Raw genomic sequence first — 21,573 nt, 5'->3', positions numbered from 1 at the left:
TGGCGCCGCGGTCAGCTCGACCCGATGGAACCCGCGGAGGCCGGCTCGCACCCGGGGTCGTCCGATCCGCGGTCGCACTCGAACACCTTCGTGACGAATGTGACCGCGTCCGCCTCGTTGGCGAACAGGCTGCCGATGTGGTCGGCCGGATAGATCCTGAAGTCCGGTCGGGTGCCGGCCAGGTTCATGTCCGCGACCAGCTTGACCGTCAACGGCAGCGGCACGGTCAGGTCCGTGGCGCCCTGTGCGATCATCAGCGGCCGGTCGAATCCGGAGGTCGGCACCTGCAGGTAGTCGCGTAACGCGGCCAGCAGTGCCGGATCGTTGAGTGACCGCGAGAGCATCTGGGCCACAGAGACATTCGCGGCAAGTCGGGCGAACTGCGGGTATGGCAGCTCCGGCGCCGCGTCGACCAGCGTGCGCCCGATCGGCGTCAGGAAGCTGTTCACGTCGAGTTCGGGGTGGGTATCGCGGAATCCGGCGATCACGAACGTCATGAAGTTGGTCAGCCCGGCGAGGCCCTGCGGCGGGAAGTTCGGTCCGGCCAGAGGGGCGATCGTCTCGATGTTCGACGGCACGCCGGCGGCGACCGCGCCGCGGTAATCCAGTTCGGGCGCATACTCGGTGGCGGCGTGCGCGGTGAACACCGCCGCCTGCCCGCCCTCGGACAGGCCGACGACCGCCCACCGCGACGAGAGTCGGTCGTCGACGGCGCGGGCCGCGCGCACCGAATCGATGACACTGTGCGCCGCGGACTTCCCGTCCAGATAGGGCGGGACACCGGGAGTGCCCAGGCCGATGTAATCGGTGGCCGCGACGGCGTACCCCCGGGCCAGCCAGTTCGCCACGTAGCGACTGCTGGCCGCGTCGACGCCGTTGACCGACGGGGCATCGGTGTCGGAGTCGCCGATGGTTCCGTGCGCCCAGGCGATGACCGGCCAGCCGCCCGGCGGCGGCGGGCCGGCCGGGACGAACACCATGCCGGTGCAGGGCGTGTCGCCGCGGGGGCCCGTGGTCAGGTAGGTGATCCGGTAGGCGGCGTCGGTGCCCGGCAGCCAGAACGACTGGGGCAGTGGGGCGGACTCGAGGACTGACCCGGGATCGTCGCGCGCCGGCGTGACGGCGGGGACGGCCTGGGCGGCCGGAGCGAGGATTTGAGGTGCGCCCGCGATCAGTGCGACAGCGATCGCGGTGACGATACGGCGGCCGATCCCGGAACCCGTCATGCGCCGAATCTAGCTGAGCGCCATCACTCGTCGAGGTGGTTCGCCGGAACCGACCCCAACGGAAGGCGTGCGGGCGACCTTCCTCAGATCTCCAGGCCGAGTAGCGCGTTCTCGACCACCTCCGGCATCGCCGGGTGGATCCAGTACTGCCCGGTGGCCATGTCCTGTGCCGACAGGCCGAAGGTCATGGCCTGGATCAGCGGCTGGATCACGGTCGGGGCCTGCGCGCCGATCACGTGGGCACCGAGCAGCCGTCCGGTGCCGCGCTCGGCGATGACCTTGCAGAATCCCTCGTCGTCCTCCATCGCCCAGCCGTATGCGACATCGCCGTAGTTCTGCACCTTGACGGTGATGTCGAGGCCGGCCTCGCGGGCCTGCTCCTCGGTCATGCCGACGTCCGCGATCTGCGGATCGGTGAACACCGCCGCCGGGACGAACCGGTGGTCGGTGCGCCGCAGCCCGGCGGTGGAGCTGTTCCAGGCATCGTGGAGCAGGTTGTGCTGGACGACGCGCATCTCGTGGTTCGCGACGTGCTTGAGCTGGTACGGCGACGACACGTCGCCGAGCGCGAACACGCCCTCCGCGGTGGTGCGCTGGAACTCGTCGACGATGACCCGCCCGGTCTCTTCGACGGCAACTCCGCCGTGCGACGCGTCGAGCCGGTCCCCGTTGGGGGTGCGGCCGACCGCGACCAGCAACTCGTCGCCGGCGACGACGGTGCCGTCGGACAGTTCGATCTCGATGCCGTTGCCGGCAGGGCGCGCGGCGACCATCGGGTTGCTCAGGTGGACGTCCCACTTGCGGTGCGCCAGTTCGGTGAACCACTCGGAGACGTCCCGGTCCAGGTGACGCAGCAGTCGCTCGCTGCGGCCGATGATCGACACCTGGACGCCGAGCGCCGAGAACACGTGCGCGAACTCCGCAGCGATGAAGCCGGATCCGAGGATCACCAGGCGCTCCGGCAGTTCGGGTAGCCGCATGATGTCGTCGTTGGTGTGGAAGCGGACGCCGCCTTCGAGGATCTCCTGCGGGATCATCGGCCGCGAACCGGCCGCGATCACCACCTGGTCGGCGGTGATGACCTCGCCCGTGCCGGTGTCGATGGTGCGGGGGCCGACAAACCTGGCGTGCCCGCGGAAGACCGTCACGTTCGCGCAGTCCTCGGTGCGGTACCGCTCGCCGCCGGCCGCGATCGGATCGATCCGGCCGAACACGCGCTTGACGATGTCGTGCCAGCGCACGTCATCGAGGGTGGCGTCGATCCCCAGCTTGGACGACTCGGTGATCGTGCGGGCCACCTCGGCCGCGTAGACGTACATCTTGGTGGGGATGCAGCCCACGTTGAGGCACGTGCCGCCGAACGTACCTTCCTCGAGGATCGCGACCTTCATCCCGTCGTAGCGCTGGTCGAGGATCGAGTTGCCCGATCCGGTCCCGATGATCGCGAGGTCGAAGTGGGTCGTATCGGGGTGATTCACGCGGGGGCTCCGGACTCTCGATCGGACAGGTGATGGGCGTCGAGCCAGTCCAGCCACAGATCCACCTCGGTGAACGCGGCCGCGAGCGGCTTCTCGGTGGACAGGAACACGTCGTGGCGGGCGCCGTCGATCGGCACGATCGTGGTGCGGTTGCCGAGGCAGCCCGCCCACTTGGCGATCTGGTCGACGTCGAGCACGGCGTCGGCGGCGTCGACGGTGGGGTTGTAGCGGGACGCGAAGACGGTGTTCTTCGAGCGCAGGATCAGCGACGGCACCCCGATGTCGAGGCCGCGGTGCAGGTGGGCGTGTCCGCGCCGGATCGCGCGCAGCCAGCCGAACCTCACCGGGAACCCGGTCAGCGGCTTCCAGTCGAGGTTGTACTCCCACGGCCCGTTGGAGCTGACGTGCAGGCTCGAGCCGTACGTGTCGAGCTTCTGCCCGGGGATCGGGGTCTTGCTCGACACCCGGCCGAGTGCGTCGATGGCCGCGGTCGTGCCTGCGGCGCGCAGCAGGGCCGGGCCCTGCAGGTCGAACCACGGGCTGTTGAGGATGAGACCCGCCACACCGGCGCCGGCGGAACCGCCCGGCTTGCGCTCGAGCCGATCGAGCCACAGCGGCAGGATCAGCCCGCCCGTCGAGTGCGCGACGAGCAGGACCTGGCCGCCGCCGATCTGCTCGCGCACCAGGCGGAGGGCCTGGTTCAGCTCGTCGTCGTACATCCGCAGATCGGTCACGAAGTGCGGCGTCTGTCCCGGCCGCCGTGACCGTCCGCATTTACGCAGGTCGAGCGCGAAAAACGAGAATCCCTGCTCGGCGAAATGTTCGGCGAGATGCTGCTGGAAGAAGTAGTCGGTGAACCCGTGGACGTACAGCACGGCCCGGTTCGCGGGTGTGGACGAGGGCTGGTAGCGGACCAGGGTGGCCTCGACGTCTCCCTCTCCGTCGGGATCGGTCCCCAAAGGGATTGTCAGCTGCTGGTATCCGTCGCCGAGGACGTCGGGAGCCCAAGTAGTCACGATCACACTCTATTGGGCGAACAGAGTCGTTTGCGAGGGGCACAATTGGGGGAGGTGACGCACAGGTAACCTAAGCGCCACAGGCGCGCGAATTGCGGTCTGTGCACGCGATGCCTTCAGTGGATTCGGTCGTCGGTTTCGGAACTCCGGTGACAACGAGGATTCTGCGCCGGCGATGCGTGCGAACAGGTCGCGTGTGAACAGACAAGGAAGTCGATTCTCCAGTGTCAGAGCAGAACGTAGTGGTGAAGACCGATGTAGTGCTCGTGGGTGCGGGCATCATGAGCGCGACGCTCGGCGCGATCCTGCGTCAGGTGCAGCCGGACTGGTCGATCACCACCTTCGAACGACTCGACGCCGCTGCCGCCGAGAGCAGCGACCCGTGGAACAACGCGGGTACCGGCCACTCCGCACTGTGTGAGCTCAACTACACGCCTGCGAAGTCCGACGGCACCGTCGACATCACCAAGGCGATCAACGTCAACGAGCAGTTCCAGGTCTCCCGCCAGTTCTGGTCGTACGCCGTGGACAACGGGATCCTCACCGATCCCAAGGAGTTCATCAACCCGATCCCGCACGTGAGCTTCGTGCACGGCGCGGACAACGTGAAGTACCTGCGTGCGCGCTATGAGGCACTGGCGAGCCATCCCTTGTTCGCCGGTATGGAGTACTCCGAGTCCGAGGACTTCTTCACCGAGCGCCTGCCGCTGATGGCCAAGGGCCGCGACTTCTCCGATCCGGTCGCACTGAACTGGACCGAGTCCGGTACCGACGTCGACTTCGGCGCGCTCACCAAGCAGCTGCTCAACCACGTCGCGTCCTCGGGTGGCACCGTCCACTTCGGTCACGAGGTCCGCAACCTCACCAAGCAGTCCGACGGCAGCTGGATCGTCAAGGTCGAGAACCTGCGCACCCGCGCCAAGAAGACCGTCAACGCCAAGTTCGTGTTCGTCGGCGCCGGCGGCGGCGCTCTGCACCTGCTGCAGAAGTCGGGCATCAAGGAGGCCAAGGGCTTCGGTGGCTTCCCGGTCAGCGGCCAGTTCCTGCGCTGCACCAACCCCGAGCTGATCGACCAGCACCGGGCCAAGGTGTACGGCAAGGCGGCTGTCGGTGCCCCTCCGATGTCGGTGCCGCACCTCGACACCCGCGTCATCAACGGCAAGCCGGGCCTGCTGTTCGGCCCCTACGCCGGCTGGTCGCCCAAGTTCCTCAAGCAGGGCAAGATCACCGACCTGCCCGGCTCGGTCAAGCCCAACAACCTGATGTCGATGCTCGGTGTCGGTCTCACCGAGATGAGCCTCACCAAGTACCTCATCGGTGAGCTCATGCAGTCGCCCGCCGACCGGATCGGCACCCTCGGCGAGTTCGTGCCGAAGGCCATCGGCAAGGACTGGGAGCTCATCACCGCCGGCCAGCGCGTCCAGGTGATCCGCAAGAAGGGCAAGGGCGGCGTCCTCGAGTTCGGCACCGCCGTCGTCAACGCCGAGGACGGCACCATCGCCGGCCTGCTCGGTGCCTCGCCCGGCGCGTCCACCGCCGTTCCGGCCATGCTCGACGTCCTGCAGCGCTGCTTCCCGTGCGAGTTCGAGGCGTGGAAGCCGACGCTGCAGCAGATGGTCCCGTCGCTGGGCCAGAAGCTGTCCGACAACGTGGACCTGTTCCAGCAGGTCTGGGACTGGAGCACCCGCTCGCTGCAGCTCGGCGGCGCGTCCGACTCCGTCCCGGCTCAGGCGGCTCCGGTCGTCGAATCCGCGTCCGTCTGACGATCGCTCACCCACCGCGGCCCGGAGGCCACTCCGGGCCGCGGCTGTGTGTCGACCTCAGGTGTGCGGCTGTGTGTCGCCCGCAGGTGTGCGGCGACGTGCCACCGGGGTCCGCACGGTAGTGTGCTGCTGAGAAACGTCTGCGGGGAAGTCCTGTGAGAATCAGGCGCGGTCCCGCCACTGTGACGGTGTTCGATCCGAACCACCCGAAGCCAGAATGCCGCAACGTTTCGCACCGCCAAGCTCTCGGCGAGGAAACCGAGACGTGAAGGGATTCGATCGTTGCGTCACAGTCATGACCTGGCCGCTCACGAGCCTGCCGGCTTCCCGTTCAGTGCCGTCGTCGGACAGGACCGGCTGCGCCTGGCGCTGATCCTGTGCGCCGTCCACCCCGGCGTCGGCGGGGTGCTGGTCCGCGGGGAGAAGGGCACCGCGAAGTCGACCGTTGTGCGCGCGCTCACGGCGCTGCTGCCCGAGATCGAGCAGGTGGGGGAGCGCCGCCGGGCACGCCTCGTCGAGCTCCCGGTCGGTGCCACCGAGGACCGCGTCGTCGGATCGCTCGATCTCGAGAAGGTGCTCCGCGACGGCGAGCGCGCCTTCCAGCCAGGACTGCTGGCCGACGCGCACCAGGGCGTGCTGTACGTCGACGAGGTCAACCTCCTGCACGACCACCTGGTGGACGTGCTGCTCGACGCCGCTGCGATGGGCCGTGTCCACATCGAACGCGACGGCGTCTCGCACTCGCACCCGGCCAAGTTCGTGCTCGTCGGCACCATGAACCCCGAGGAGGGGGAGCTGCGCCCGCAGCTGCTGGACCGGTTCGGCCTCGCAGTGGACGTGGCCGCGTCCCGGGACGTCGACGTGCGCATGGACGTGGTGCGCCGCCGCCTCGACTACGAGCGCGACCCCGACGCCTTCGCCGCCCGCTACGCCGAGCAGGACGCGGAGCTGGCCCGGCAGATCGCCGCGGCCCGCGCTCGCATCGACGACATCGAGCTGTCCGACGGAGAACTGCGTCGGATCGCGTCGCTGTGCGCGTCGTTCGACGTCGACGGAATGCGAGCCGATCTGGTCCTCGCACGCACCGCCACCGCTCATGCCGCCTGGCGGGGCGCGGACGCTGTCGCCGAGGAGGACGTGCGCGTGGCCGCGGAACTCGTTCTGCCGCACCGTCGTCGGCGCGACCCCTTCGACGAGCCGGGCCTCGACCAACAGCAGCTCGACGACGCGATGACGCAGGCCGACGCCGACGTCAAGGCGCACGACGAGCCCGACCCCGACCCCGATCCCGATCCGGACGGGCCCGGCGGCGGCGAGTCCCCGTCGGATCCGGCGCCGCAGTCGCCGTCCGGCGAATCCGAAGGGGAATCACGCGAACAGGATTCGCCCGCTCCGGGATCCGGACCGGGGACCGGTCGCAACGCCGGCACCCCCGGCCCGCAGTTCCGGACCCGCATGCTCGAGATTCCCGGCGTCGGCGACGGCGCCCCCGGCCGGCGGTCCCGTTCCCGCTCGACCCGGGGCCGCACCGTCCGGACGACGACCGAGTCCGGTCACGGCCTGCACCTGGTGGGGACGCTGTTCGCCGCCGCCGAACACCAGGCGGACCGCGGGCGGTGCGACGGTCCGATGCGGCTGGCGCCCAGTGACATTCGGGGAGCGATCCGGGAAGGTCGCGAGGGCAACCTGGTGCTGTTCGTCGTCGACGCGTCCGGCTCGATGGCCGCCCGGGACCGCCTGTCCGCGGTCACCGGTGCGGTGGTGTCGTTGCTGCGCGACGCCTACCAGCGGCGCGACAAGGTCTCAGTGATCACCGTCCGCGGCCGCGACGCGGAGCTGGTCTTGCCGCCCACGTCGTCGGTGGACGTCGCGGTGCGGCGTCTGCGGTCGATGAAGACCGGCGGCAGAACCCCACTGGCGGAAGGCTTCCTGAGTGCCCGCGACGTCGTGTTGCGGGAACGGGTCCGCGATCCGCGCCGCCGCGCGCTGGTGGTGTCCCTGACCGACGGCCGCGCCACCGGCGGGCCGGACGCCGTGTCGCGGGCCAAGCGCGCCGCCGCGATGCTTGCGGACACCGGCGCCGCCTCGATCGTCGTGGACTGCGAGACAGGAATGGTCCGGCTCGGCCTGGCCGCCGAACTGGCCCGTGACCTGCGTGGCGGCTACGTGCGGCTCGCGGAGCTGTCGGCGCAGCAGGTCGCCGGTGTCGTCCGCGCCGCCGCCTGACCCGCCCGAACATCCGAGTCCGAGGAAGGGACTGCACATGCCCAAGGGCGTACCCGAGAACGTGCCCGTGGACGGGCTCACCACCCGTCAGCGCCGCAACCAGCCGGTGCTCGCCGTGCACACCGGACCCGGCAAGGGGAAATCCACCGCCGCCTTCGGCATGGCGCTGCGCGCCTGGAACCAGGGCTTCGACGTCGGTGTGTTCCAGTTCGTCAAGAGCGCGAAGTGGAAGGTGGGCGAGGAGGCTGCCTTCCGGGCGCTCGGCGAACTGCACGAGAGCAGCGGTGTCGGCGGCGCCGTGCAGTGGCACAAGATGGGCGAGGGCTGGTCGTGGACCCGCAAGCAGGGTTCCGAGGAGGACCACGCGGCCGCCGCGGCCGAGGGTTGGCAGGAGATCGCCCGTCGGCTCGCGGCCGAGACACACCGCTTCTACGTGCTCGACGAGTTCACCTACCCGCTCAAGTGGGGCTGGGTGGACGTCGACGAGGTGGTCGAGGTGTTGCGCAACCGGCCCGGCAACCAGCACGTCGTGATCACCGGCCGGGACGCCCCGCAGGCCCTGATCGACGCGGCCGACCTGGTCACCGAGATGACCAAGATCAAGCACCCCATGGACGCCGGCCGCAAGGGCCAGCGCGGCATCGAGTGGTGATCACCCCCAGCACCCCCGCCGTCGTCATCGCGGCACCGGCGTCCGGCAGCGGCAAGACGACCGTCGCGACCGGACTGGTCGGGGCGCTGCGGGCCGCCGGGGACCGGGTGGCTCCGTTCAAGGTGGGCCCCGACTACATCGATCCCGGCTACCACGCGCTCGCCGCGGGACGGCCCGGCCGCAACCTCGACCCGGTCCTGGTCGGCGCCGACCGGATCGGGCCGCTGTTCCGGCACGGCAGCGCCGACTGCGACATCGCCGTCGTCGAGGGCGTGATGGGCCTGTTCGACGGCAAGATCGACCCCGGATCGTCGGAACCGTCGGCGGAGGGGTCCACCGCGCAGGTGGCCGCCGCGCTGGGCGCGCCCGTCGTGCTGGTGATCGACGCCCGCGGACACAGCCAGAGCCTCGCCGCCGTCCTGCACGGCTTCTCGACGTACGACTCGGCGGTCCGGATCGGCGGGGTGATCCTCAACCGGGTCGGCAGCGCCCGGCACGAGCAGGTGCTGCGGCAGGCGTGCGAGCGAGTGGGCCTGCCGGTCCTCGGGTCGGTGCCCCGGCTGGCGGAACTCGAGGTGCCGTCGCGCCATCTCGGGCTGGTCCCGGCCGTGGAACACGGCAGGGCGGCGCTGGACGCCGTCGCCGCGATGACGGAACTGGCGGCGGCGCACCTGGACCTGATCGCCATCCGATCGCTCGCGCGCTCGTCGGTCGACACGCCCACCTGGGACCCGGCGAGCGAGGTCGGTCCGGTGGCCCCCGGCACGCGGCCGGTGATCGCGCTGGCCGGCGGTGTCGCGTTCACCTTCGGCTACGCCGAGCACCGCGAACTGCTCACGGCGGCGGGCGCCGACGTCGTCACCTTCGATCCGCTGCTCGACGAACTGCCCTCCGGTGCAACCGGTCTGGTGCTGCCCGGCGGATTCCCCGAGGAACATGCCGTGGCGCTGTCGTCGAATGCTGCACTGCTGCAGCAGGTTCGGCAGCTGGCCGCGGACGGCGCACCGATCCACGCCGAGTGCGCGGGGCTGCTGTACCTGGCCCGTAGCCTCGACGGGCATCCGATGGCCGGAGTGGTCGACGTCGACGCGCGGTTCGGCTCCCGGCTCACCCTCGGATACCGCGATGCCGTCGCGCTCACCGAGTCGACACTGTTCGCCGCCGGCACGCGGGTGACGGGCCACGAGTTCCACCGCACGTCGCTCACGACCGACACCGCCGACGGAACGGGCCCGGCGTGGGGGTGGCGCGCGTGGGACGCCGGCGCCACCCGCGAAGGGTTCGTCGGCGGGCCCGCCGGACCCGGAGGCTCCGCCGGCACGGTGCACGCGTCGTACCTGCACACCCATCCCGCCGGGAACCCGGAGTCCGTGCGCCGATTCGTCGAGGCCGCCCGTGGCTGACCGGGCCGGGTGGTGCGTCGGGGTCGGCGCGGGCAGCCGGGTGGGGGCGGCGGACATCGTCGCCGCCGTCCTGGACGTGTGCGGTGACGAACCGGTGCGCAGGCTGGCCACGCTCGACCGGAAGGTGACAGCCGACCCTTTCGTGGACGCCGCAGAGGTCCTCGGCGCGACGCTCGTCGGGTACACCGCCGATCGGCTCGCCGCGGTTCCGGTGCCGAATCCGGCGGACGCTGTGGCCGGGGCGGTGGGGACGCCGAGCGTCGCCGAGGCTGCCGCCGTCCTCGCCGCGGACGGCGGTCGCCTGGTCGTGTCGAAGCGGGTCACGAATGGCGTCACTGTCGCAGCTGCCCGTAGTGTTTCGTGATCTGTCGTATGAACAACAATCCGCAATTCGAGAACAGGGAGTACGCAGTGTCTGCTGCCGCCGGTGACGAGACCAGCTACCTGGTCGGACTCAACCTGACGGACCGTCGTGTCGTGGTGGTCGGGGGCGGCACCGTCGCGCAGCGCCGCCTCGGTCTGCTGATCGCGTCCGGGGCCCGAGTGCACCTCATCAGCCGCGCGGTCACCCCCGCGGTGGAGGGCATGGCCACCGCCGGGCAGATCACGCTCGAACTGCGCGACTACGTCGACGGCGACCTCGACGGCGCCTGGTACGGCATCGCGTGCACCGACGAGCCCGAGACCAACGCCGCGATCGTCGCGGAGGCCGAGCGCCGCCAGTTGTTCTGCGTGCGCGCCGACAGTGCCCGCGAGGGCACGGCCGTGACCCCGGCGACGGGAATGTTCGACGGCCTGAGCATCGGCGTCCTCGCCGGCGGCGCGCACCGGCGTTCCGCGGCCGTGCGGACGGCGCTGCTCGAGGCACTGCAGTCCGGCGCCGTCTCCGACACCGACGAGGCGCCCGCACCCGGCGTCGCGCTGGTCGGTGGGGGACCGGGCGACCCGGACCTCATCACCGTGCGTGGCCGACGGCTGCTCGCCCGTGCCGACGTCGTCGTCGCCGACCGCCTCGCCCCGCCGGAGTTGCTGGCCGAACTCGGTCCGCACGTCGAGGTGATCGACGCCGCGAAGATCCCGTACGGCCGCGCCATGGCGCAGGAGGCGATCAACGCCGCCCTGATCGAGGGCGCGAAGGCCGGCAAGTTCGTGGTCCGGCTCAAGGGCGGCGACCCGTACGTGTTCGGCCGCGGCTACGAGGAACTCGAGGCGTGCGCGGCCGCGGGTGTCCCGGTAACCGTCGTCCCCGGCATCACGAGCGCCATCTCGGTGCCGTCGGCGGCCGGGATCCCCGTCACACACCGCGGCGTCACACACGAGTTCGTCGTCGTCAGTGGACACGTCGCGCCCGACCATCCGGATTCGCTCGTCGACTGGTCCGCGCTCGCGAAGCTGCGCGGCACGATCGTGCTGCTCATGGCGGTCGAGCGGATCGAACAGTTCGCGACCGTCCTGGTCGCCGGCGGCCGGCCCGCCGACACCCCGGTCACCGTCATCCAGGAGGGCACGCTGCGCACCCAGCGGGTGCTGCGCGCCGACCTCGCGACCGTCGCGGCGCGTGTCCGGGAGGAGAACATCCGCCCGCCTGCGATCGTGGTCATCGGCACTGTGGCCGGGTTTTCCGCCGACGCTCGGTAACGTGAACTCTCGTGTCTGACTCCATCGTCGTGAAGTACCCCGTGACCACGCGGGCGTTCGGCCTCGCGATCGTCGTCCTCAGCGGAATGCAGCTGATGATGGTGCTCGACGGCACGGTCGCCTCGCTCGCGCTCGCCAAGATCCAGGAAGACCTGGGACTCAGCGATTCCGGTCGCAACTGGGTCATCACGTCGTACGCGCTGACCTACGGCGGGCTGATGCTGCTGGGCGGCAGGCTCGGCGACTCGTTCGGCCGCAAACGGGTGTTCATCGGCGGCGTCGCATTGTTCACGGTCACGTCGCTGCTGTGCGGACTCGCCGTCAACGAGGCCACGCTGGTTGTGGCGCGCGCACTCCAGGGCGTCGGCGCGGCGATCGCGTCACCGACCGCGCTGGCGCTGGTGGCCACAACGTTTGCGCCCGGCCCGGTCCGGAATCAGGCGATCGCGATCTTCGCGGCGATGACCGGCATCGGCTCGGTGCTGGGGCTGATCATCGGCGGTGCGCTCACCGAAGTGTCGTGGCGGTGGATCTTCCTCATCAACGTGCCGATCGGCCTGGTGATCCTGGTGTTCGCGTTCCGCGCGCTGGAGGAGACCAACGCCGAGCGCCTGAAGCTCGACGTGCCGGGCGCGATCCTGGCAACCCTCGGCTGTGCCGCCGTCGTCTTCGGGTTCACCGAGGGCCCCGAGATGGGCTGGGGCAGCCCCCTCGTACTCACCGGGCTGATCGGCGGCGTGGTCCTGCTGGGCGCCTTCCTCGCGGTCGAGCGCCGTGCGGAGAACCCGCTGCTGCCGTTCTCGCTGTTCCGCAACCGCAGTCGGGTCGCGACCTTCGTCTCCATCGCCCTCGTCGGCATGGTGATGTTCTCGCTGGCGCCGTTCGTCGCGCTGTTCGTCCAGGACATCCTCGGCTACACGCCGCTGCGCGCGGGCCTCGCGTTCGTGCCGTTCGCGTTCGGCCTCGGTGCCGCCGCGTTCGTTGCGTCGAAGCTCGCGGTGAAGGTGCAGGCGCGCTGGCTGGTGGTGACCGGCACCCTCATCACGTTCGTCGGCCTGCTTTACGGATCGACGCTCGACGCGTCCGCGACCTATGTCGGCAACATGTTCTTGCTCGTCGTCGGAGTCGGCTTCGGCGTCGGTCTCGCGGTGGTGCCGCTGCCGCTGTGTGCGATCGCCGGCGTCGGCCCGCAAGAGATCGGCCCGCTGGCCGCGATCGCGCAGGTCGCGCAGACGCTGTTCGGCCCGGTCGGTCTGGCGATCGTCGGCGCGATGGCCACGTCCAAGACCCTCTCGCTCGGCGGCACCTCGGGTGTGGCCGCGGACATGACGTCGGATCAGCTGTTCGCACTGAGCGAGGGCTACACGTTCGCGCTGCTGGGCTGCGCCATCTTCGCGCTCCTGGCGGCGCTGACCGCGCTGTTCATCCGGTTCACCCCCAAGCAGGTGGCGCAGGCCCAGGCCGCGGAGAAGGCCGCGCAGGAGGCGTAGAAGGCCGCGGGTCGGCCGTGCGCGGGCCGGCGGCGTCGGGATCCATCCGGGACACACGGGTGCGCTGTGCCCGAAATGTCCTGGCTGAACGGGCCGCCGCCCCGTAACGTGCCCTCGGTGCTGCTGACACTGACTGCTACCGCCACAGACGGCGTCCCGGACGCCTCGGACCTCGGCTACCTGCTGCACAAGCATCCCGATCGGGTGCAGACGTTCGAGTTGTCCGTGGGCACCGCGACGGTGCTGTACCCGGAGTCGACCCGGGCGCGGTGCACCGCGGCGCTGCTGCTCGACGTCGATCCCATCGAACTCGCGCGCAGCAAGTTCCGCCGCGGCAGCGACGGATTCGCGCTGGGCCAGTATGTGAACGACCGGCCGTATGCCGGGTCGTCGATGCTGGCGGTTGCCCTGTCACGGGTATTCAAGTCGGCGTTGGCAGGCGTCTGCAAGACACATCCGGAGCTTGTCGACGCCGCGATGCCGCTGCAGATCACGATTCCGGCGATGCCCGCTCGTGGCGGGGCAGATCTGCCCGGCCGACTGTTCGGCCCGCTCGGCTGGGACGTGACTTCGATCCCGCTGCCCCTCGACGAGACGATTCCGCGGTGGGGCGACGCGGACTACGTGCGCCTCGAGCTGGCGGGAACCACGACACTGTCGGCGGCTCTGCGTCACCTGTACGTGCTGCTGCCGGTGCTCGACGACGTCAAGCACTACTGGGTGGGCGAGGACGAGGCGGACAAGCTGGTGCGGGTGGCCGGCGAATGGCTCGCCGGGCACCCCGAGACCGGACTGATCGCGTCGCGGTACCTCGCACACCGCCGAGAACTGGTGTCGTCGGTCGTCGATCGACTGACCGACGATGTGGCAGGGCAGGACGCCGACGCGCCCGCACCCGACACGAGCCTCGCGCAACTACGCCAGGACGCGGTGCTGACGACCCTCGAGAACCTGGGTGCAGCACGAGTGGTGGATCTGGGCTGCGGGGAGGGTCGACTGCTGCGGGCCCTGCTCGCCCGACCGTCGTTCACCAGGATCGTCGGCGTCGATGTCAGCGACCGCGCACTCCGCAAGGCCGAGAGCAGGCTCGGCGTCGACGAACTGCCGGACGGTCAGCGGGACCGTGTCGCGGTGCTGCAGTCCTCGGCCACCTACCGCGACGCGCGGCTTCGTGGCTTCGACGCGGTGGTGCTGATGGAGGTCGTCGAGCACGTCGACGAGTCGCGCTTGCCCGCCCTCGTGCAATCGGTCTTCGGTGACATGCGGCCGCGGGTGGTACTGGTGACGACACCCAACGCGGAGTACAACGTGCTCTACCCGAACCTCGAGGCGGGCGCGTTCCGGCATCCGGATCACCGGTTCGAATACACCCGAACACAATTCGAGAGCTGGGCGGCCGACGGCGCCGCCACGCATGGCTACGACGTGAGTTTCACCGGGATCGGCGAGCACGACGAGACCCACGGCGCGCCCACCCAGATGGCCGTATTCACCCGAAAGGAGGGCTCGTAGATGAGTGTCCTCGAGATTCCCGAACCGTCCTTGGTCGTGCTCGTCGGGATCAGTGGATCCGGCAAGTCTTCGTTCGCTGCCCGGCATTTCGGCCCCTACGAGGTGATCTCCAGTGATCACTGCCGGGGGCTCGTCAGCGACGACCCGAACGCGCAGGCCGCGACGGCCGACGCGTTCGAGGTGCTCGAGTTCATCGCGGCCAAGCGTCTGCGTGCGGGCAAACTGACCGTCGTCGACGCCACGAGTGTTCAACCGGCGGCGCGGAAGAAGCTGGTCGACCTCGCCCGCAGCCACGACACTCTTCCCGTGGCGATCGTCATGAACGTCCCGGAGCCCGTCTGTGCCGAACGCAACGCGGCGCGCGGGGACCGAGCCTTCGATCGCGCCGTGCTGCGCCGTCAGCACCAGCAACTGAGCCGTTCGTTGCGCGGGTTCTCCCGTGAGGGATTCCGGGTCGCGCACGTGCTCGACGGCGTCGACGCCGTCGAGTCGGCCCGGATCGTCCGACAGCCGCTGCGCAGCGACCGCCGCGACCTGACCGGACCGTTCGACGTGATCGGTGACATCCACGGTTGCCTCGGTGAGCTCGAAACACTGCTGGGTGCGCTGGGGTACACGGTGCTCCGCGATGACCTGGGTCGGGCGGTGGACGCGGTTCCGCCGGCCGGCCGGACCGCGGTCTTCGTGGGCGACTACGTCGACCGGGGACCCGACTCTCCCGGTGTGCTCCGGTTGGTGATGGGGATGGTCGGCGCCGGTCATGCGCTCGGCGTGCCCGGAAACCACGAGAACAAACTGGTCAAGGTGTTGCGCGGTAGGAAGGTCAGCGCCACGCACGGTCTCGAGCGCACTCTCGAGCAGCTGGCCGGCGAGCCCGAGGAGTTCCGCAGACAGGTCGCGGACTTCTGCGACGGGCTGGTCGCGCACCTCGTTCTCGACGGGGGACGCCTGGTCGTCGCGCACGCCGGGCTCAAGGAGGAATACCACAACCGCGCGTCGGGCCGGGTGCGCAGCTTCGCACTGTACGGCGAGACCACCGGGGAGACGGACGAGTTCGGGCTTCCGGTGCGCTATCCCTGGGCCGAGGACTATCGGGGTGAGGCAATTGTGCTCTATGGGCACACACCCGTGCCGGACGTGCGTTGGGTCAACCGCACCGCCTGCCTCGACACCGGATGCGTCTTCGGCGGCGCGCTCACCGCAATGAGATACCCGGAACGCGAAGTGGTGTCGGTGCCCGCCGAGCGGCAGTGGTACCGACCGGTGAAGCCGATCCACCAGCCCACCTCGGATCCGCAGGCCCTCGACATCGACGACATCCTTCGGGCCGGGGGAGTGGAGACGTCGACTCGCGGGCGGATCTCGGTTCGCCCGGAGAATGCGGCGGGCGCACTCGAGGTGATGAGCCGCTACGCGGTGGACCCGCGGTGGCTCACCTACCTTCCGTCGACGATGTCGCCGTGCGCGGCGTCCACACTCCCGGGACTGCTCGAGCACCCTGCTGAGGCCTTCGCTGCCTATCGAAAGGCGAAGGTGGACAAGGTGATCTGTGAAGAGAAGCACATGGGTTCGCGCGCTGTGGCGCTGGTGTGCCGTGATGCGTCCGTCGCCGCGGAGCGTTTCGGTGTCGGCGACGGGCTGTCGGGGATGGTGCACACCCGCACCGGTCGGCGCATGTTCGGAGAGACGCAGACCGAGTTGCTGGTCGCCAAGGTCGCGGATGCCGTCGGGGCCGCCGGGCTGTGGGACGAACTCGGCACCGACTGGCTGCTGCTCGACACCGAACTGCTGCCGTGGTCGGCGAAGTCGGAGGAGCTGCTGCGGTCGCAGTACGCGGCCGTTGGTGCGGCCGCGTCCGCGGACCTGTCCGCGCGCGCGGCGGTGCTCGATGGCGCGTCCGGGCGGGGACTCGATGTCGGTGCGCTGCTGGCCGTGACCAGGTCCCGAGCCGACGACGTCGAGCGCTACGTCGAGGCGTACCGGAGATACGTGTGGCCGACGGACGGGCTCGACGGCGTGCGGCTCGCGCCGTTCCAGTTGCTCGCGACCGAAGGGGCGAGCTACGGCGACCGTGACCACGGTTGGCACCTCGAGGTCGCCGACCGACTCGCCGACGTCGCGCCCACGCTGTTCACGACGACGCGGCGAGTGGTCGTGGACACGACAGTGCCCGAGTCGGAGGAGTCGGGCGTTGCCTGGTGGGAGGAGCTGACCGCGGCGGGCGGGGAGGGAATGGTGGTCAAGCCGTTCCACAACCAGAGCGGTGGCGGACGCGTGCAGCCGGGCATCAAGGTGCGGGGACGCGAGTATCTGCGGCTGATCTACGGCCCGCACTACACCGAGCCGGAGAACCTGGCCCGACTGCGGAATCGGAGCCTGGGCCACAAGCAATCGATGGCGTTGCGCGAGCACGCGCTCGGAATGGAGGCGATCGACCGGCTGATCAAGGCCGAGTCGCTGTGGCGGATCCATCAGGCGGTGTTCGCCGTCCTCGCGCTCGAGTCGGAGCCGGTGGACCCGCGGTTGTAGGTTGAGCCGACTAGGTCAGGATGATCAGTTCGCCGTCGGAGGCGGTCTCGACGGTGAGACCGGCCTTCGACGCGACGCGGGCGACACCTTTGATGTCGGTCGGCTCGGCGCGCGAGACGATCAGTGCCCGCGCGAGCAGGCCCTTGTGGTGCTTGTTGAAGTGGCTCACCACTTTTCGGGAGCCGTCCGGCTGCTCGGTGAGTACGGTCGCGATGATCGCACCCGGCACCGGGCCCAGCTGCTGGTAGGTGCCCGAGCGCAGATCCACCACCAGTCCGCCGGCCGCCTCGGCGACCAGGGCGTCGGAGAGTTCCGGCTTCCACAGCGACTGCAGCGTCCCGAAGCCGGGCAGCTTGGATCCGCCGGACAGCCGGTACGCGGGAATCGGGTCCCCGGCCCGCACCGCACCGAACAGCGCCGAGCCCATCCCGAGCCGGCGATACGCCTTCTCCCGCTGCACCTTCGTGAAGGACGTCGCATCGAGTGCGTCGAACAGCACTCCCGTGTAGCGCTCGAGCGCGGGCCGGGTGGCGGAGACCCACAGCTTCGCGTTGCGTTCGATCTCGTCGGCCTGCTTCGGGCCCAGTCCCAACGCCAGATTCGATGCCTCGGTGTCCTCCGCCAGGTCCACGAGCGCCTGCACCAGCATCTGGCGCGTCTCGGTCAGCTGCGGCATCGACAGCTCGCTGAGATCGAGCGGCGCGCCCTTGCCGCCGTCGGACTTGGTTTCGGAAGGGGGAAGCAGGACAAGCACGAACGCCAACGCTACCGGGCGGCCGCGGCGCCGACGCTCGCGGCGTGCGGATCTGAGTCGCGAACCGTCGGGCACACGAAACAGGTCTGGCCTCCGCTCCGGGGAGCGAAGGCCAGACCTCAGTTGTTCTGCGGGTTCAGCTCGGGTGCGACGACCTCAGGAGCGACGACCTCAGGAGCGACGACGCAGTGCCGTCACGGCCAGGCCGGCAGCGATGACGCCACCAATGGCCAGCGGAGCGACCGGCGGGCCCTCACCGGCGTCGGACTGGACGCTGGCGACGTTCTGGATCTCGGGAGCATCGACGACCGGTGCGGAAACCGGTGCGGCAGCAGGCGCCGTGAAGGTGATCGGGGTCTTGGTGTCCTGGCTGCGGTCCGTGGAGCCATGGGCCATGACGGTGTAGATCGAGCACGCGTTCACGAAGCAGTTCGAGACGCCGTTGACGGCGGTCGCGTTGATGGTGGCGGTCCAGGCACCGCCCACGATCTGACCCTTGGTGATGAATCCGGTGGTGATCCACGCGCCGGCGTTGGTGGTCGAGAACTGGTCGTCCTGGACGATGCCGTAGTACAGGCCGGTGCCGGCCGCGGCACCTTCGAAGCCGGTGCCCGAGACGGTGATCGTCTCGCCGACAGTCAGGTTGGTGGTCTTGTTCGCGGTCACCGCGGGTCCGGTGGGCACGACGACCGGCGGCGCGAAGGTGACCGGCGTCTGGGTGTCCTGGCTACGGTCGTCGATCGTGTTGTGATCGGCGAGCGTGAAGATCGAGCACGCGTTCTCGTAGCAGTTCGCGTCACCCTTGATCGCGGTGGCCTTCAGCGTGGTGGTGAAGCCGCCGTCCACGATCTGAGCGGCCTTGATCCACTCGGTGGAGTGGAAGGCGCTGCTGTTGGTGCCGGAGTACTTGTCGACCTGGGCGAGACCGACGTAGATGCGCTGGCCCTCGCGGCCGAAGCCGGTGCCGGTGACGGTGATCTCCTCGTCGTTCGTCAGACCGGTCGTCTTCGAGATCGTCACGGCAGGGCCGGCCGGCACGACGACGGGCGCCGCGAAACTCACCGGGGTCTGGGTGTCCTGGGTGCGGTCGGGCGAGCCGTGTGCGGCGACGGTGTAGATGGAGCAGGTGTTCTCGAGGCAGTTCGAGTCGCCCTTGACGGCGGCGACGTCGATGTCGGCGGTCCAGGCGCCGCCCACGATGTCGGTTGCCTCGAGCCACTTGGTGGTCATCCAGGCGGTGGAGTCGGTGGCGGAGTACTTGCTGTCCTGGATGAGGCCGACGTAGATGCCGGCGCCGGCGCCGGAGAAGCCGCTGCCCGTGACGGTGATGGTCTCACCGTCGGCGACGAGGTCGGTGGCCTTCGACAGCGACACCAGTGGCGTCACCTCGCCGGGTTCCTCGGTTCCCGGGTCGCTGGAGCCGAGGCTGCCCAGCGAGCCGAACGGGCTGGTCTGCGCTGCCGCGACGCCCAGCGGCATCGTGCAGGCGACCGTGGTGGCAACCGCCACGATCGCGGACTTTGTGAACGCGCGCATTTTCCTACTTTCTGATGTGGGCCGCCGGAACGCGGCAAAGATTAGGCAAAGCTAGCCTTAGTTGGATTCGCGGTAAAGGGGTAGCCGGAAGCAGATTTCAGGGCCGCGGATGTTCGCATGTAGCCAGTTCAGGGCACGTTCAGGTGAGGGGCATCCGGTTCGGATGCCCCTCACGCGAAAAGGGGTGGCGCTAGGTGCGGCGGCGCAGTGCGAACGTCGCTGCCACTGCAATTCCGGCTCCGACGACGCCACCGATGAGCAGTGGCAGGATCCAGGCGGTGCCGTCGGTGAACGCGTCCGACAGATTGCGGATCGCCGAGGAGGCGGTGTTCGAGTTGTCCGAGGAGGTCGTGCCTCCGTCGTTCGAGCCGCCGTCTGCACCCGCCGCCAGTGCTGCTTCTTCGGCCTTGTCGGCGTTGGGTGCGTTCGGGTCGTCGCCGAAGCTGACGGGAGTCTGCGTGTCCTGGCTGCGGTCGCTCGAGCCGTGAGCCGCGATCGTGTAGATCGAGCACGCGTTCTTGGTGCAGTCCGAGTCGCCCTTGACGGCCTGCACCTTCATGGTGGTCGACCAGGCGCCGTCCTTGATCCTGCTCGGCGTGATGAACGCCGTGGTCATCCAGGCGCCGGCGTCAGTGGTGGAGAACTTGTTCTCCTGGATCAGGCCGACGTAGATGCCGGGTTGCGCACCGGAGAATCCGGTGCCCGAGATGGTGATCTCGTCGCCCTCGACCTTGAGTCCCTTGGCCTTCGACAGCGTCACGGCCACGGTCTTCGCGGCGCCGGGAGCGCCGGCGGCATTCAGCACCGGAGGCGCCGTGACGGTGCCCGGTGCGACTCCGCCGACGAAGCTCACCGGGGTCTTGGTGTCCTGGCTGCGGTCCGAGGAGCCGTGGGCCATGACGGTGTAGATCGAGCACGCATTCTTGATGCAGTCGAAGGCGCCCTGGGTAGCGATCATTTCCACGGGGAGGGACCAGTTGCCACCGGAGATCTGCTCCGGCTTGATGAACGCCGAGGTCATCCAGGCCGACGCGTCGGCGGCCGAGAAGACGTTGTCCTGCACGAGGCCGACGTAGAGGCCCGGAGCGGCGCCGGAGAAGCCGGAGCCGGAAACCGTGACGGTCTCACCCGACGGGTTGATATCACTCGATTTCGAGAGCGACACCGACAGGCTGCTGTTCGCCGTGAACGTTTCGCCGGGCGCAGCGCCGGCCGCGCCGCCACCAGCAGCCCCGCCGGTCCCGGCTCCGCCGCCGCCACCACCGCCACCACCGGTGACCGGGGGTGCGGTGCCGACGAAGCTGATGGAGGTCTTGGTGTCCTGGCTGCGGTCACTCGAGCCGTGCGCGGCGAGCGTGTAGAGGGCACACTTGTCGGCGATGCAGTCGCCGCCCTCGAATGCGCCGATCACGTCGATGCTCGTCGAGAACGAACCACCCGGCATTTCGGACGGCTTGATGAACTTCGGCTTGTAGAAGACCGAAGCGTCGGTGGACGAGTACTTGTTCGTCTGCGCGATGCCGACGTAGATACCCATGCCGGCAGTCGAGAACCCGCTGCCGCGGACATTGATCGTGTCACCGGCGGCATTGAGTCCGCTCGTCTTGCTCGCGTTGACCCGGGGGCCGCTGCCCGTGACCGGAGGCGTCGTCGGCTTGGTGGTCGTGGTCGGCGGCGTCGTCGTGGTCGTCGGCTTGGTGGTGGTGGTCGTCGTCGGCTTGGTGGTCGTCGTCGGGGGAGCCGTGGTGGTGGTGGTGGTCGTCGTCGGCGGTGTCATGGTGGTCGTCGGAGTGACTGCGGCAAAGGACACTGGGGTCTCGGTGTCCTGGCTGCGGTCGGCGGAGCCGTGCGCGGCGACGGTGTAGATCGAGCACGCGTTCTGGGTGCAGTCCGAGTCGCCCTTGACGGCTACGACATCGACGGTGGTGTTCCAGGAGCCGCTCTTGATGTCGGCTGCCTTGATCCACGCGGTGGTCATCCATGCGCCGGCGTCGGTGGCCGAGAACTTGTCGTCCTGGACGAGGCCGACGTAGATGCCGGGTTGTGCGCCGGAGAAGCCGGTGCCCGAGACGGTGATGGTCTCACCGTCGACCAGGCCGGTCTTCTTCGAGACGGTCGTGACCGGAGTGCCGGAGGTGGTCTTGACCACCGGAGCGCCGGCTACGGTCGTGACCGGGGTGCTGGAAATGGCTTGGGCGGCAGCGTCGCTGCCGTCTGGGGTATCGGGAGCAGCAATGGCGATGCCCACCGGCGTCGTCAATGCCAAGGCGACCGCCGTGGTCGCGAACGCAGCCCTGCTGAACGCGCGCATCTTCCTTCTTCCTGGTCACAGCCGCAGTCCACGGCGCCA

At 69.5% G+C, this 21,573-nt stretch carries 15 protein-coding genes and 1 riboswitch; of the genes, 9 read left to right on the top strand and 6 right to left on the bottom strand.

What is annotated here, in order from left to right:
* Positions 1–11: 11 nt before the first annotated feature.
* The 3 genes from AB4Z09_RS00920 to AB4Z09_RS00910 form a co-directional block, all read right to left on the bottom strand.
* The gene (locus AB4Z09_RS00920; RefSeq protein WP_442239001.1) at positions 12–1,226 is read right to left on the bottom strand and encodes a lipase family protein; all 1,215 of its coding nucleotides are present in this window, start codon (positions 1,224–1,226) and stop codon (positions 12–14) included.
* Positions 1,227–1,309: 83 nt separating this feature from the next.
* Positions 1,310–2,704 (bottom strand): mycothione reductase, encoded by a 1,395-nt coding sequence (mtr, locus tag AB4Z09_RS00915; protein ID WP_114719651.1) that lies wholly within the window; start codon positions 2,702–2,704, stop codon positions 1,310–1,312.
* The gene (locus AB4Z09_RS00910) at positions 2,701–3,720 is read right to left on the bottom strand and encodes an alpha/beta hydrolase (RefSeq protein ID WP_181818697.1); all 1,020 of its coding nucleotides are present in this window, start codon (positions 3,718–3,720) and stop codon (positions 2,701–2,703) included. The genes mtr and AB4Z09_RS00910 overlap by 4 nt, the downstream gene beginning before the upstream one ends.
* Positions 3,721–3,944: 224 nt before the next feature.
* Here AB4Z09_RS00910 and mqo point away from each other — a divergent pair, with 224 nt between their 5' ends.
* From mqo to AB4Z09_RS00865, 9 genes are all read left to right on the top strand, one after another.
* Positions 3,945–5,483, top strand: a complete 1,539-nt coding sequence (mqo, locus tag AB4Z09_RS00905; protein WP_442239000.1) for a malate dehydrogenase (quinone) — start codon at positions 3,945–3,947, stop codon at positions 5,481–5,483.
* A 134-nt stretch (positions 5,484–5,617) separates the two neighbouring features.
* A riboswitch (adenosylcobalamin-variant (AdoCbl-variant) riboswitch) is annotated at positions 5,618–5,714 on the top strand.
* Positions 5,715–5,765: 51 nt separating this feature from the next.
* Positions 5,766–7,709, top strand: a complete 1,944-nt coding sequence (locus tag AB4Z09_RS00900; RefSeq protein WP_258557698.1) for a magnesium chelatase subunit D family protein — start codon at positions 5,766–5,768, stop codon at positions 7,707–7,709.
* Between the two features lie 37 nt (positions 7,710–7,746).
* Positions 7,747–8,361 (top strand): cob(I)yrinic acid a,c-diamide adenosyltransferase, encoded by a 615-nt coding sequence (cobO, locus tag AB4Z09_RS00895; RefSeq protein WP_114719657.1) that lies wholly within the window; start codon positions 7,747–7,749, stop codon positions 8,359–8,361.
* Positions 8,358–9,764: a cobyrinate a,c-diamide synthase gene (locus AB4Z09_RS00890; protein ID WP_397484423.1), complete on the top strand. Its 1,407-nt coding sequence runs from the start codon at positions 8,358–8,360 to the stop codon at positions 9,762–9,764. Before cobO ends, AB4Z09_RS00890 begins: the two co-directional genes overlap by 4 nt.
* Positions 9,757–10,128, top strand: coding sequence for a cobalamin biosynthesis protein (locus tag AB4Z09_RS00885; protein WP_114719661.1), 372 nt, complete (start codon positions 9,757–9,759; stop codon positions 10,126–10,128). The genes AB4Z09_RS00890 and AB4Z09_RS00885 overlap by 8 nt, the downstream gene beginning before the upstream one ends.
* Before the next feature lie 47 nt (positions 10,129–10,175).
* The gene (cobA, locus tag AB4Z09_RS00880; RefSeq protein WP_442238999.1) at positions 10,176–11,402 is read left to right on the top strand and encodes a uroporphyrinogen-III C-methyltransferase; all 1,227 of its coding nucleotides are present in this window, start codon (positions 10,176–10,178) and stop codon (positions 11,400–11,402) included.
* 11 nt (positions 11,403–11,413) lie between these two features.
* On the top strand, positions 11,414–12,892 hold the full coding sequence (locus AB4Z09_RS00875) for a DHA2 family efflux MFS transporter permease subunit (protein ID WP_174909651.1): 1,479 nt from the start codon (positions 11,414–11,416) through the stop codon (positions 12,890–12,892).
* 117 nt (positions 12,893–13,009) lie between these two features.
* The gene (locus AB4Z09_RS00870; protein WP_442238998.1) at positions 13,010–14,404 is read left to right on the top strand and encodes a 3' terminal RNA ribose 2'-O-methyltransferase Hen1; all 1,395 of its coding nucleotides are present in this window, start codon (positions 13,010–13,012) and stop codon (positions 14,402–14,404) included.
* The gene (locus AB4Z09_RS00865; protein ID WP_442238997.1) at positions 14,405–16,933 is read left to right on the top strand and encodes a polynucleotide kinase-phosphatase; all 2,529 of its coding nucleotides are present in this window, start codon (positions 14,405–14,407) and stop codon (positions 16,931–16,933) included. It begins immediately after the preceding gene.
* 10 nt (positions 16,934–16,943) lie between these two features.
* On the opposite strand, the gene yaaA is transcribed toward AB4Z09_RS00865, so the two are convergent.
* The 3 genes from yaaA to AB4Z09_RS00850 all read right to left on the bottom strand — a co-directional run bounded on the left by yaaA (position 16,944) and on the right by AB4Z09_RS00850 (position 21,534).
* On the bottom strand, positions 16,944–17,687 hold the full coding sequence (gene yaaA / locus AB4Z09_RS00860) for a peroxide stress protein YaaA (protein ID WP_442238996.1): 744 nt from the start codon (positions 17,685–17,687) through the stop codon (positions 16,944–16,946).
* A 171-nt stretch (positions 17,688–17,858) separates the two neighbouring features.
* Complete coding sequence (locus AB4Z09_RS00855; RefSeq protein WP_174909657.1) at positions 17,859–19,223, bottom strand: hypothetical protein; 1,365 nt, start codon at positions 19,221–19,223, stop codon at positions 17,859–17,861.
* A gap of 190 nt (positions 19,224–19,413) precedes the next feature.
* A complete protein-coding gene (locus AB4Z09_RS00850) occupies positions 19,414–21,534 on the bottom strand; it encodes a hypothetical protein (protein WP_174909659.1) in 2,121 nt (706 codons plus the stop codon).
* Between the last annotated feature and the right edge of the window lie 39 nt (positions 21,535–21,573).

The organism is Rhodococcus sp. TAF43, assembly GCF_052113525.1.
Lineage (GTDB): Bacteria > Actinomycetota > Actinomycetes > Mycobacteriales > Mycobacteriaceae > Prescottella.
The sequence above is the reverse complement of the archived record's forward strand: the minus strand, read 5'-3'. Positions and strand labels throughout refer to the sequence as shown.